The 12,294-nt window shown below is 67.9% G+C and carries 13 protein-coding genes; 4 read left to right on the top strand and 9 right to left on the bottom strand.

What is annotated here, in order from left to right; all coding sequences use genetic code 11:
• Nucleotides 1-51: 51 nt before the first annotated feature.
• The 3 genes from ON062_RS07930 to ON062_RS07920 form a co-directional block, all read right to left on the bottom strand.
• Nucleotides 52-423 carry a VOC family protein gene (locus ON062_RS07930; RefSeq protein ID WP_274646585.1) on the bottom strand — a complete coding sequence of 124 codons (372 nt, stop codon included), beginning with the start codon at nucleotides 421-423 and terminating at the stop codon, nucleotides 52-54.
• Nucleotides 424-502: 79 nt separating this feature from the next.
• Nucleotides 503-1,483 carry a hypothetical protein gene (locus ON062_RS07925; RefSeq protein ID WP_274646584.1) on the bottom strand — a complete coding sequence of 327 codons (981 nt, stop codon included), beginning with the start codon at nucleotides 1,481-1,483 and terminating at the stop codon, nucleotides 503-505.
• Nucleotides 1,484-1,509: 26 nt separating this feature from the next.
• Entirely contained in the window at nucleotides 1,510-2,193 is a 684-nt protein-coding gene (locus tag ON062_RS07920) for a DUF6345 domain-containing protein (RefSeq protein WP_274646583.1), read from the bottom strand.
• Between the two features lie 135 nt (nucleotides 2,194-2,328).
• On the opposite strand from ON062_RS07920, the gene ON062_RS07915 reads away from it, so the two are divergent.
• The 4 genes from ON062_RS07915 to ON062_RS07900 are packed head-to-tail and all read left to right on the top strand — an operon-like array spanning nucleotide 2,329 to nucleotide 6,375.
• The gene (locus ON062_RS07915) at nucleotides 2,329-3,312 is read left to right on the top strand and encodes an ABC transporter ATP-binding protein (RefSeq protein ID WP_274646582.1); all 984 of its coding nucleotides are present in this window, start codon (nucleotides 2,329-2,331) and stop codon (nucleotides 3,310-3,312) included.
• Nucleotides 3,309-4,922 (top strand): ABC transporter permease, encoded by a 1,614-nt coding sequence (locus tag ON062_RS07910; RefSeq protein WP_274646581.1) that lies wholly within the window; start codon nucleotides 3,309-3,311, stop codon nucleotides 4,920-4,922. Before ON062_RS07915 ends, ON062_RS07910 begins: the two co-directional genes overlap by 4 nt.
• Nucleotides 4,919-5,380 carry a GbsR/MarR family transcriptional regulator gene (locus tag ON062_RS07905; RefSeq protein ID WP_274646580.1) on the top strand — a complete coding sequence of 154 codons (462 nt, stop codon included), beginning with the start codon at nucleotides 4,919-4,921 and terminating at the stop codon, nucleotides 5,378-5,380. Before ON062_RS07910 ends, ON062_RS07905 begins: the two co-directional genes overlap by 4 nt.
• 17 nt (nucleotides 5,381-5,397) lie before the next feature.
• Nucleotides 5,398-6,375, top strand: coding sequence for a zinc-binding dehydrogenase (locus ON062_RS07900; RefSeq protein ID WP_274646579.1), 978 nt, complete (start codon nucleotides 5,398-5,400; stop codon nucleotides 6,373-6,375).
• Between the two features lie 93 nt (nucleotides 6,376-6,468).
• Here ON062_RS07900 and ON062_RS07895 read toward each other — a convergent pair whose 3' ends face one another.
• From ON062_RS07895 to ON062_RS07870, 6 genes are all read right to left on the bottom strand, one after another.
• Nucleotides 6,469-6,939, bottom strand: a complete 471-nt coding sequence (locus ON062_RS07895) for an NUDIX domain-containing protein (protein WP_274646578.1) — start codon at nucleotides 6,937-6,939, stop codon at nucleotides 6,469-6,471.
• A 6-nt stretch (nucleotides 6,940-6,945) separates the two neighbouring features.
• Complete coding sequence (locus ON062_RS07890) at nucleotides 6,946-7,956, bottom strand: aldo/keto reductase family protein (RefSeq protein WP_274646577.1); 1,011 nt, start codon at nucleotides 7,954-7,956, stop codon at nucleotides 6,946-6,948.
• Nucleotides 7,957-8,261: 305 nt separating this feature from the next.
• The gene (rlmN, locus tag ON062_RS07885; protein WP_274646576.1) at nucleotides 8,262-9,533 is read right to left on the bottom strand and encodes a 23S rRNA (adenine(2503)-C(2))-methyltransferase RlmN; all 1,272 of its coding nucleotides are present in this window, start codon (nucleotides 9,531-9,533) and stop codon (nucleotides 8,262-8,264) included.
• Nucleotides 9,534-9,795: 262 nt separating this feature from the next.
• On the bottom strand, nucleotides 9,796-10,635 hold the full coding sequence (locus ON062_RS07880) for an NAD(P)-dependent oxidoreductase (protein WP_274646575.1): 840 nt from the start codon (nucleotides 10,633-10,635) through the stop codon (nucleotides 9,796-9,798).
• Nucleotides 10,632-11,468 (bottom strand): enoyl-CoA hydratase/isomerase family protein, encoded by an 837-nt coding sequence (locus ON062_RS07875; RefSeq protein ID WP_274646574.1) that lies wholly within the window; start codon nucleotides 11,466-11,468, stop codon nucleotides 10,632-10,634. Before ON062_RS07875 ends, ON062_RS07880 begins: the two co-directional genes overlap by 4 nt.
• Before the next feature lie 11 nt (nucleotides 11,469-11,479).
• The gene (locus ON062_RS07870; protein WP_274646573.1) at nucleotides 11,480-12,247 is read right to left on the bottom strand and encodes an SDR family NAD(P)-dependent oxidoreductase; all 768 of its coding nucleotides are present in this window, start codon (nucleotides 12,245-12,247) and stop codon (nucleotides 11,480-11,482) included.
• Between the last annotated feature and the right edge of the window lie 47 nt (nucleotides 12,248-12,294).

Raw genomic sequence — 12,294 nt, 5'->3', positions numbered from 1 at the left:
CTTCCAATCGCGCCCTTGGTATACATCCCGGAGCGGCGTCGCTCCCCGGCGTCACTCCCCGCCGGTGTCGGTGACGCCTTCGTAGAGGCCGATGACGTTGCCGTCGGGGTCGCGAATGACCGCCCACCAACTGGTCTCGCTGATCGGCTCCTTACCGCGGAGCACCTCGGCGCCGAGGTCCTTGGCGGTGGCGAGGATCGCCTCGATCGAATCGACCTCAACGTACGACCGAGGCTGCTCGAACCCGGGCTCGCGTGGCGCGAGGCCTCCGCCCGAGACCTTATTGGGCGCCTGCCACATCGGATATCCCTCATACCCGGGAATCTCGGCGATCTGCCACCCGAAGAGGGTGCCGTAGAACGCGCTCCCCTTCGCCAGATCGCTGACCGGGATGTCGATGTGGGTGATGTCTCCGTGCGCCATGATGGCCCCCTCTTCGCGTGACACCAGAAGTCTCACGTGTGAACGGGGGCCACCACAAGACCCTCAGCAGGCGCCGTGTTCACGCCACCTGTCGGCGCGGCTGCGTCCTCGCCTTGTCGGGCTCGTACAGGCCGATCGCCGGATCGACACCGGGAGCGAAGCCGCGGCGCGCGGCATCCTTCGCATCGAACAACGGCAAGTAGCGGGCGAAGTGGAGCTGATCGAGCCCACCGAAGTCGCCGTGCACCACGCCCTCGACCGACAGCACCGGCAGCGCGTGCGACTGGGGTACGTGCGCGGGCAGCGCCAGCAGCCCCGTCGTCGCCGACTGGATCTCGATTTTCGCGTCGCCCGGCGAGAGTTCGCGCGACGTCCACGACTCTTCGAGCAGCCCGTCCAGGGCCAACTCGAACGGCGCTGTGCGCACTTCACCGACCTCGTCGGATCGACGGTTGACGTGGAAGAAGCGCGCCAGCGCGCCGCCTGCGCCTTCGGGATCGAAGTGCAGGTTGCTCTTCGCCCCCGCCCCCAGCATGGGAACGCCCGCGACCTCATAGGTGACAGCGACCGTCGCGCGGCCGACGCCGGCGGCTACTTCCTTGCCTCGCTCGTCGAATTGCGCCCACTGCTCGAGCACGATGCGCGAGCTCGCACCGTCGCTTGCGAGACCGGCCTTGTCGAGCACCGCGTCGGCGAGGCGGGTCAGCCGCGCGGCTGTCTCCTCGCCGAGGCTGAACCGGACGCCCTCGCGGGTGCGCTCCTCTTTCAGATCGGCCCAGTCGCGCTTTTCATCCTCGAACGCGGTGAGGCGCTCGACGTTGCGCGCCCGCACACCACCGCTCGCGGCGAAGTGCTCGATCTGTCCTGCTTTTCCGACGGCCGCGACACCGGTCGGGAGGGCAACGGTCGTCGCCACCTCGATCCCGAGGACGTCGGCGAGCACGCGCGTGGATCGCTCGCTGTCTGCGAGGCACGGCGCCGCGAAGCGCGTCACCGGGTAGCTGGCGGGAATGCGCGGCTCGCGGCCGGCGAAAACGATGTCATCTCGTGTGAGTGCCATGATCGTGTCCTTTCCTCACGTGCCGATCAGCACGTTCCGCGGTTGGTGAAGAAGCTGCGGTTGCTCACCGGGTCGGTAGTTTCCGCGACGCGGAGCTTCTCGTTATAGGTGGGGATCCCCGGAGCGGATGCTCGGAGGTACGCCCACTGGGCCTGGCTGCCCTCGACCTGCTCGTTAGCCTCGGCCCACGCTTCGCGCACGGGGATGTCGACCTTGTAGATCCACGACAGCGACCAGTAGAAGTAGTACGCGGCGTACTTGGCGAAGTATTCGCCGCGCGCGTTCTGCCCGCCGCCCGACCACGAATTCGTGTGGAACCCGAGCATGTAGTGCAGGCGTTGGAACGCGGGAATCCACCGCCCGACCGAGTTGGTTGACGTGTGCCGCAGCAGTTGGCACGCGTGAGTGGCGAAGAACTCGAGGTCGTACTTTCCGAAGTCGACCGCGTCGCTCGTGCTGACCGTGCCATCCCACACGCTGAAGCCGCTGGGGCTTCCGTGCGATGACATCTGCATCGCGTCGACTTGATCGGAGTGCAGCCCCGAATATGTCGAGGCGGTGAAGTCCTGCTCGAGAACGTCGTCGTCGCCGTGGTCGTGCGTCCAGGTGAATTGGCTGAGCGACGACAGCGTCGATGCGAACCCCTGGGCTTCGATTCGACGACCGTCGACACCGTCCTTGATCCACCAGGATCCGACTGATTTGGCCATGATGGCTTCCTTCCGTCGTCCGCACCCTGAGCGGTGCGGGTTCGAGGGGAAGAGCGGATGCCACGGGCCCGTGATACACGAGACCCATCACCGCGAGTATTCACAAATTTATGGAATCGGCGTACAGTCCGGGTCATGACCGCTGTCGTTCACACCCAGAACCTGCACAAGCACTACGGCAAGGTTCGCGCCTTGGACGGCCTCAACCTCACCGTCGAAGCCGGTCAGATTCACGGCTTTCTCGGGCCCAATGGCGCCGGAAAATCCACCACGATCCGCGTGCTCCTGGGCCTGTCGAAATCCACGTCCGGCGAGGCCACCGTCTTCGGCGCCGACCCGTGGCGCGAATCGGCGACCCTCCATCAGCGCATCGCGTACGTACCCGGAGACGTGAGTGTATGGCCGAACCTCTCCGGCGGCGAGGCCATCGACTTCCTCTCGCGCCTGCGCGGCGCCGACCGCAAGAGCGCGGCCTACCGCGACGAGAAGCAGCGACTGCTCGAAGCGTTCGACTTCGACCCGCGCAAGAAGGGCCGCGCGTATTCCAAGGGCAACCGGCAGAAGGTGGCGCTGATCGCCGCGTTCGCCGTTCCGGCGGATCTGTACATCCTCGACGAGCCCACGAGCGGCCTCGATCCCCTCATGGAAGTCGTCTTCCGCGAAGAGGTCGCACGTGTGACCGCGGCCGGCGCGACGGTACTGCTGTCGAGCCACATCCTCTCCGAAGTCGAACTGCTGTGCGACCGTGTGAGCATCATTCGCGCGGGGCGCATCGTCGAGACGGGCACACTCGCCGATCTGCGTCATCTCACGCGTACCGAGGTCTCGTTTGAGGGATCGGATGCCACGGCCCTGGCCGCTCTCCCGCAGGCGCATGATGCGGCCGTGACGCAGGGTCGGGTGACCTTCACCGTCGACAGCGACGACATCACCTCGGTGCTGCCCACCCTCACCGAGTGGAACGTCGCTGGCCTTCGCATCACACCTCCGTCGCTGGAGGAACTGTTCCTCCGCCACTACGGCCCGGACCCGGAGGTGCCGGGCGCCGAGGCGCCGGATGCCGACCGGCCAGAATCCGGTTCGCCGCTGACCCGCCGCTCGGCGCGCTCCCGCCGATGATCGGCATCCTTCTCTCTCAGCGACTTCGGCGCGACGGGCGCCAACTCGCGCTGTGGATCATCGGCACCGCGGCGATGGCGTACCTGTCGTACGCGGGTGTGACATCCTCCTTCAGCACCGAGCAAGAGCGCACGTCGCTGCTCGCAGCAGCGCTCGCGAACCCGGTGATCCTGCTCTTCCGCGGGCTTCCGTCGGGTGCCGACGAGGGCGCGTTCATGCTGTTCCTCATCCTTCCGTGGTTGACAATGCTGGCCGCGTTCATGAGCACGTTCCTCGCCGTGCGACACACGCGCGCCGAGGAGGAAGACGGTCGCGCCGAACTCGTCGGCGCGACGCGCGCTGGCCGCACTCTGCCGGTCATGGCGACCGTGCTTCACGGCACCGTGGCGAACCTCGCGCTGGCTGCGCTCACAACACTCGCGTTCGTCGCGACCGGTCAGGACCTGAACGGTTCGCTGCTTTCCGGCGTAGCCGCCGGCGCCGTCGGCATCACGTTCCTCGGCGTGGGGCTGCTTGGCGCACAGCTGATGCGCACGTCTCGCGGCGCGAACTCGTTCTCGGTGTGGATCCTGCTCACCACGTTCGTGATGTGCGGGCTCGGCAACGCGATCGGGACGCCGAGCGACGACCTCACCCGCATGGAGAGCTCGTGGCTCGCGTGGCTCTCGCCGTTCGGGTGGGCCGAGAACACACGGCCGTTCGCCGACGACGCCTGGTGGCCGCTGCTGTTGTGCGTGGGACTCGGCGCGATCCTCATCGGGATCTCGATCGCACTTGCGACGACGCGTGACCTCGGTGAGAGCTTCGTGCCCGAGCGGCACGGTCGAGCGGATGCCACACCTGCCCTGTCGTCGTCGACCGGGCTCGTGTGGCGTTTGACCCGGGGCGCCGCGCTCGGCTGGGCCATCGGCGGTCTCATCATCGGGATGCTGTCGACGACCCTCGCCTCGCTGGTCGAAGAAATCGGCGCCGACAACCCCGCCGTCGAAGACATCCTGAACCAGATCGCCGGGGCCGGCGACGTGCAACAGGCGACCGTCACCACCTTCTTCACCATGCTCGGCATTCTGGCCGCGTGCGCGGGCGTGCAAGTGATCTGCCGCGCACGCAGCGAAGAAGCCCGCGGCACCGCTGAGATCGTGCTCGCCACCTCGGTGGATCGGGTGCGCTGGCTCGCCGACTACATCGTCGTTGCCGTACTCGCCGCCGTGATCGTGATCGGCGCCGCGATTGGTGGGGCCGCGCTCGGGATCGCCGGGCAGGACGGATCCTGGGACGTCATGCGCGACGTGTGGGTAACCGCGAGCGGGCAGGCGGTGGCGGCATCCGTCTTCATTATGGTCACCGCACTCGTGTTCACTTTCGCCCCGCGATTGACGATTCCCCTGGGGTGGATGCTCGTGGTCGTCGGCGCGGTACTGGGTCTGTTCGGCCCCGTATTCGGCCTGCCCGAGTGGGCCACGCACCTGTCCCCCGTGGGTGTGGGTCCGATCGTCGACGGTGATGCCATCGACGTGCGCGGCCTGTGGTGGCTGATCGGCGTCACGGTCATAGCGCTCGGCACCACCCTCGGACTCATGAGGCGACGCGAACTGGCGCCGGCGGGATGATGTTGGGCGACGAGCATCCGGGCTCCGCGCCTGCGGAGCAAGCGGCGGGTCTGCTGGCCGCCGCCGGCATGGCGCGCATGCCCGCGCGCGTGATGATGGCCCTTGTCGGTTCGCCGGACGACGGCTACACCGCCGCGCAGCTCGCCGAACGCCTGGGCGTCTCGGCCGCGGCCGTGTCGGGCGCCGTTCGCTACCTGCAGGCGATGCGCCTCGTGCAGCGGCTGTCGCGGCCGGGCGACCGCCGCGACCGCTACGACCTCGCCGACGACGCGTGGGGTGACGTCATCACCGCCAACCTGCCGCTGTACACCGGGCTTGCGGGACTCATCGATCAGATCGCCGACGAAAACGGCGATGCCCCCGTGTCTGCGCAGCGTGCGCATGACAGCGCCGACTTCTTGCGCTTTCTCGCGTCTCGCCTTCCCGCGCTCGTGGAAGAGTGGCACGAGAGCACGTGACACACCCAGGAGGCACCATGCGCGCCATCATCCAGCACCAGTTCGGCGAGCCGAGCGAGGTTCTCGCCGTCGAAGAGATCGCCACGCCCGAGCCGGGGCCGGGGGAAGTGCGCCTGCGGATTCTGCTGTCGCCGATCCACAACCATGACCTGTGGACAGCGAAGGGCAGCTACGGCTTCGTGCCCGATCTACCCGCGCGCGCCGGCACCGAAGCGGTCGGCGTCGTCGATGCCCTCGGCGACGGCGTCACCGGCCTGCAAGTCGGTCAGCGCGTCGCGACCGGAGGCACGTTCGGCGTGTGGGCCGAATACGTGATCGCCCGGGCAGCGGGCCTCATCCCCGTGCCCGAATCCGTGAGTGACGAATCCGCCGCACAGTTGGTGTCGATGCCGTTCAGCGCGATCGCGCTCATCGATTGGCTGGGTGTCGGCGAAGGCGACTGGATCGTGCAGAACGCGGCAAACGGTGCCGTCGGGCGGCTCGTCGCACAGCTCGCGGCCGCACGCGGCATCCGGGTCCTCTCCCTCGTCCGTCGCGCTGAGGGAGTCGACGAACTCGCCGCGCAGGGAATCGGCGACGCTGTCGCCACCGACGCCGACGACTGGCGCGCGCGCGTGCAAGAAGTCACCGGCGGTGCGCCGCTGCGCTTCGGCGTCGAATCGGTGGGGGATGCCGCGGCCGGCAAGATGCTCTCCCTGCTCGCCGACGGCGGCACGCTGGTCGTCTTCGGGGCCATGCAATCGCCGATCCTGCGGATCGCCTCGGGCGACATCATCTTCCGCGACCTCACGGTGCGCGGGTTCTGGGCGAGCAAGATCGGCGACGAAATGCCGGGCGACAAGCGCCGCGCCCTGTTCGGCGAACTGCTCACGCGCATCGCGTCGGGCGCGCTCACGTTGCCCGTTGGCGGTATCTATCCGCTCGAGCAGATCTCGTCCGCCGTGACCGCCAACGGCGAGCCGGGCCGCGCGGGCAAGATTCTGCTGAAGCCCTGACCCGGGCGTTCGCGGGGGTCAGGGCTTCAGCGCGAGCGCGCCACCGGAATCAGACCCGCCCGAACCCACCTGGGGCGCGCGGACAAGCGCGACTCAGACCCGCGCGAGGTGCTCGGCGAGCGCGTCCAACGCGGGGCGCTGACCGACGATGAGGCGTTCGCGCGCGGCATCCGTCGTCATCCACTCCACCCGATCCACCTCGGGAAACGTGCGCGTGTGTCCCGAGCGAGGCGGCCACTCCATCTCGAACTCGCCGAACGCAAGCTCGTCGAGCGACAGCTCTGCACCATCGGCGACGAACACCGTCACCCGCTTTCCTGACGAGTACGGAAACGTTCCCAGCTCGGCGAACGGCCCGTCAGGCGCATCGATGCCCAACTCTTCGCGGAATTCGCGCAGCGCAGCATCCAATGCCATCTCTTCATCGGGGTCGTACTCCCCCTTGGGAATCGACCACGCGCCGGCATCCTTGCGTTCCCAAAACGGCCCGCCCATGTGCGCGATGAGCACTTCAGGGACTGGAGTCAGGCGATACAGCAGGATGCCGGCGCTGGTCGTGACCACGTCAGCTCACGGGCGCGTGGCAGGCGAGACGCTGTACGTCTCCTCGGGGTCGGTTACCGCCACCGGCGCGAGCGCCTCGTCGATCGCCGCCATCAGGTCGGCGTCGAGGGTGACACCGGAGGCCTTGACATTGTCTTCGAGCTGCTCGGGGCGGGATGCGCCCACGAGTGCGGCTGCGACGTTCGGGTTCTGCAGCACCCATGCGATGGCGAGCTGAGGCATCGTGAGGCCTGCCTGCTCGGCGAGCGGCTTCAGCTTCTGGACGGCGGCGAGCACGTCGTCGTCGAGGAACCGCTTGATGAACGTCGCCCCGCTCTTCTCGTCCGTCGCGCGCGAACCCGCGGGCACGGGCTGACCGGGCAGGTACTTGCCCGACAGCACACCCTGCGCCATCGGCGACCAGACGATCTGCGACATGCCGAGCTCTTCGGACGTCGGGACGACCTTGCCCTCGATCACACGCCACAGCGCGGAGTACTGGGGCTGGTTCGACACGAGCTGGAACCCGAGCTGCTTCGCCAGGGCGTGGCCTTCGCGGAGCTGCTCGGCCGTCCACTCCGAGACGCCGATGTACAGGGCTTTGCCCTGGCGCACGATGTCGGCGAACGCCTGCATCGTCTCTTCGAGCGGGGTTTCGTAGTCGTAGCGGTGCGCCTGGTACAGGTCGACGTAGTCGACGCCGAGGCGCTGGAGCGAACCGTTGATGCCGTCGTGGATGTGCTTGCGCGACAGGCCTCGGTCGTTGGCGCCCTTGGGGCCGATCGGCCAGTAGACCTTGGTGAAGATCTCCAGCGACTCCCGGCGCTGGCCCTTGAGCGCCTCACCGAGGACGACCTCTGCCGCGGTGTTCGCGTAGGTGTCGGCGGTGTCGAAGCTCGTGATGCCGAGGTCGAGTGCTTTGTGCACCGTGGCGATCGCCGCGTCGTTTTCCACCTGGGACGCGTGGGTGACCCAGTTTCCGTACGTGATCTCCGTCACCTTGAAGCCGCTCTTGCCGAGATACCGATAGTTGACCATTGCTTCAGCGTATCCCCGCGCCGGGCGGCGTCGGGCGGGGTTGACAGCGCCGCGCGTTCGGCCACCCCCGGCCACCCGACCCCGACCCCGACCCCGACCCCGACCCCGACATTCATATGTCACAACACGCCGGCCCGACGCATCAATCACCACAAGATGCGCCCAACGAACGCGCGGGCGCCGCGCGCGCCCCGGTTCATATGTCACGACACGCCGGGCCGACGCTCGGAATACCGCAACATGCGCCCAACGAACGCGGCGCGAGCACGGCGGGCGAGCAGGGTACGCCGCGCGCGAGCGGCGCGCTACGCGGTCGGCTGCGGCTCGGGCGTCGCTTCGGCTGCGCGGGCGTCGTCTTCGGTGGCGACGAGCTGGCCGCACGCCCCGTCGATTTCTTTGCCGCGGGTGTCGCGCAGGGTGGTCGGGATGCCGGCCTCGTTCAGCCTGCGTACGAACTCGTTCTGCACCGGAACCTCGGATGCCGTCCAGATCGACCCCGGCGTCGGGTTCAGCGGGATGGGGTTGACGTGCACCCAACCGCGCCCGCGATCGTTGAGCTTCTTCGCCAGCAGGTCTGCACGCCACGCATGGTCGTTCATGTCCTTGATCAGGGCATATTCGATCGAGACGCGTCGCCCGGTCTTGTCGAAGTAACCGCGCGCAGCATCGAGTGCCTCGTCGACCTTCCAGCGCGAGTTGACCGGAATCAGCTCGTCGCGCAGCCCGTCGTCGGGCGCGTGCAGCGAGAGGGCGAAGGTCACCGGGATGTCTTCGGCGGCAAGCTTGTTGATCGCTGGCACGAGCCCGACGGTCGACACGGTGATGCCGCGAGCGCTCATCCCGAGGCCGTGTTTCTTGTCGGTCATGACGCGCACGGCCTGCATGACGCGGGCGTAGTTGGCCAGCGGTTCACCCATCCCCATGAACACGATGTTTGACACTCGGTCGAGGCTGTGATCGGTGCGCTTCTTGCCGCCGAGGCCTCCGTCGGCGATCAGCCGGTTCGCCCGCACGATCTGGTCGACGATCTCGGCGGTCGACATGTTGCGCGTGAGGCCCGCCTGGCCCGTGGCGCAGAACGGGCAGTTCATGCCGCACCCCGCCTGCGATGAGACGCACAGGGTGATGCGGCCGGGGTAGCGCATCAGAACTGACTCGACGAGCGCTCCGTCGTGCAGCTTCCAGAGGAACTTGATCGTGTCACCGCGGTCAGTCTCGAGTCGCTTCACCTCGGTGAGTAGCGGCGGCAGCATCCCGCTGACGAGCTCATCTCGCTGCGCAGCCGGCAGATCGGTCATCTGCTCGGGGTCGGAGGTGTAATGCGTGAAGTAGTGCTTCTCGAGTTGCCCGGCGCGAAAGCCCGGCAGACCGAGTTCCTTGATTTTCTCGACGCGCTCGTCGGGCGTGAGATCCGCCAGGTGCACGGGAGGCTTGCCCCGCTTCGGGCTGGCGAACTGCAAGAGCGGCCGGCCTTCGGCATCCTTCTTCTGCGTCCACCCCTCGGTCGCGGGGCGCACCTGCGGGTTCGAGGGGCCGGTGGAACGGATGCCACGGGCGGGCGGACGAGAATCGGTCATGCTTTCAGGGTAGGCGACGAGGCCTGTGTATCGCAGGTGTGCGCGCGGTTCGGACCGGCGCCGCCTCGCCGAGCCAGGGCTATCGTGAAGGAGCGGAGGACGGCATCGTCGACATCGTGCTCGGATCCTTCGTGGCGCGGTGAACGCTATCGCCGTCGACCCCGAGGCCCTGGACCGCTACCGCCAGGCCCCGGACCGCTAGCGCCAGGCCCTGGACCGCTGGCGCCACGCCCTGAACCGCTAGCGCGGCGTCGCGGGAAAGTCAGTCGAGGAATATGTCCGGGAACAGCTCCGCATCGGGCGTACCGGGGACGGCAGCGTAGCCCGAGAAGTCCGTGACGCCCGCTTCTCGCAGCACGTCTTCGACGATCAAAGTCTGGCCCGTGTATTCGCGGGCGGGCCGCGTGAGAACCTCGTGCGCCGCGTCAGCGTAGATCTCGGGAGTGCGCGAGGCCCTCATCATGCGGTCGCCTCCGAGCGCGTACTGCACGGCGGCGGTCGCGATCGTGGTCGCCGGCCACAGCGCGTTGGCAGCGATGCCGTCTTCGACGAATTCGGCCGCCATGCCCAGCGTCGCCATCGTCATGCCGTACTTGGCGAGCGTGTATCCGGTGTGGCCACCGAGCCAGCGCGGCGACAGGTTCAGGGGCGGGGACAGAGAAAGGATGTGCGGGTTCTCGGCATCCTTCAACATCGGAATCGCCGCCCGCGAGAGCATGAACGTCCCCCGCACGTTGACGTCCTGCATCAGGTCGTACTTCTTCATCGACAGCTCGAGCGTGCCCGACAGATCGACGACGCTCGCGTTATTGATGACGATGTCGATACCGCCGAACTCGCCCTGCGTCGTGATCACGGCTTCGGTGACGTCGTCGTCATTGCGCACGTCTCCGACGAGCGGCAGCGCCTGTCCACCGGCGGCGCGGATCTGCTCAGCAGCGGTGTGAACGGTGCCCTCGAGCTTCGGGTGCGGCGTGTCGGTCTTGGCCAGGAGCGCGATGTTGGCCCCGTCACGCGCGGCGCGCAAGGCGATCGCCAGGCCGATGCCGCGGCTGCCGCCGGACATCAGGATGGTCTTTCCGGCGAGCGTTGTGGCGGTCATCGGTTCTCCTCCGACGCGGTCGAGCTCGCTGCCGCCGAGCTCGCGGCAGTCGAGTCCGCGGCGGCGCGCTTGGCGGTCGCGGCAACGAATCCCGCGACGCGCACCTTCGACGCCTCTGTATCGAACGCCGCACCGATCGTCTTGGCTTCGTCGTCCAGGTTGTCGGCGAACGAGCGAACGCGCGCGGTGCGTACGAGGCGCTTGGCCTGCCCAAAAGCGGCAGTCGCGCCCGAAAGCCAGAACGCGGCGACTTCCTCGACTCGGGCTGCGACCTCGGCAGCAGGCAGAGCCTCGGCGATCATGCCCCACTCCAGAGCCTCCGCAGCCGACAGCGTGCGGTCCTGCAGGACCAACTGCAACGCGCGACGCTCACCGACGGCCTCGGTGAGCAACGTCGAGACGCCGAGGTCAGGCGTCAGCCCGATGTTCGCGTACTTGCTCACGAACTTCGACGAGTCCGCCGCCACGATGTAATCCGCCGTCAGCATCAGGCCCAGCCCGCCACCGGCCACGGCGCCCTGCACGGCCGCGACGATCGGCTTGTCCGACTCGACGAACGTGCGGATTCCCTCGTGAATCGTGTTCGCGGCCGCGGTAACGTCGGCACCCGTCGCGCCCGACGTGCCCATTTCGAAGACGTCTCCGCCAGCGCAGAATGCCGGGCCTGCGGCATCCAGAATCACCGCTCCGACCGAGGGGTCGCTCGTCACTTCGTGCGCGACGTCACGCCACCGGCGGCCCATCTCGAAGTTCATGGCGTTGAGGAATGCGGGACGGTTGAACGTGACGCGCGCGATCCCGTCCGAGACGTTCACAATGATCGAATCGCTCATGAGGTGAGTCCTTACTTGGGTGCCATGCGGATCGAACCGTCCAGCCGGATCGTCTCGCCGTTGAGGTAGCCGTTGTCGATGATGGATGCCACGAGCTTCGCGTACTCGTCGGGGCGCCCGAGTCGCTGTGGGTACGGGACCTGCTGACCGAGCGAGTCCTGCGCAGCCTGGGGCAGGCCCATCAGCATCGGGGTCTCCATGATCCCGGGGGCGATGGTGTTGACGCGGATGCCGTATCGAGCCAGCTCGCGGGCGATCGGCAGGGTCATCGCGTGGACGCCGCCCTTGCTCGCGCTGTACGCCGGCTGGCCGATCTGACCATCGAATGCGGCGACGCTCGCGGTGTTGATGATGACTCCGCGGTCGCCACCCTCGGTCGGCTCGGTGCGGGCGATCGCGGCGGCAGCCTGCGAGATCACGTTGAACGTGCCGACGAGGTTGATGCGGATGATGCGCTCGAAGTCCGCCAGTGAGGTGGGGTTGCCGTCGCGGTCGAGCACCTTGGCGGGCGGTGCGATGCCGGCGCAGTTCACCACGATGCGCAGCGGGGCGCCGGCTTCGGTTGCGGCGATTTCGACGGCCGCGCCCACCTGCTCGGCGTCGGTCACGTCAGCCGCGGCGAAGTGTCCGCCGAGTTCAGCGGCGATCTCGGCGCCGGCCGAGGTGGGAAGGTCGATGATCGTCACGGATGCGCCCGCGTCGGCGAGGCGCCGGGCTGTGGCGAGGCCCAACCCGCTGGCACCCCCGGTGATGAGTGCCGCTGTGCCGCGAATCTCCATGTGCTCTCCTTCGAACGTGCCCGATGGGCGCCGGGCGGCGCGCTGCT

It is taken from the genome of Microbacterium sp. C7(2022), assembly GCF_028823665.1.
In the GTDB taxonomy this organism is placed as follows: Bacteria; Actinomycetota; Actinomycetes; order Actinomycetales; family Microbacteriaceae; genus Microbacterium.
Note: the sequence above shows the minus strand (reverse complement) of the source record. Positions and strands in the feature narration are given on the sequence as shown.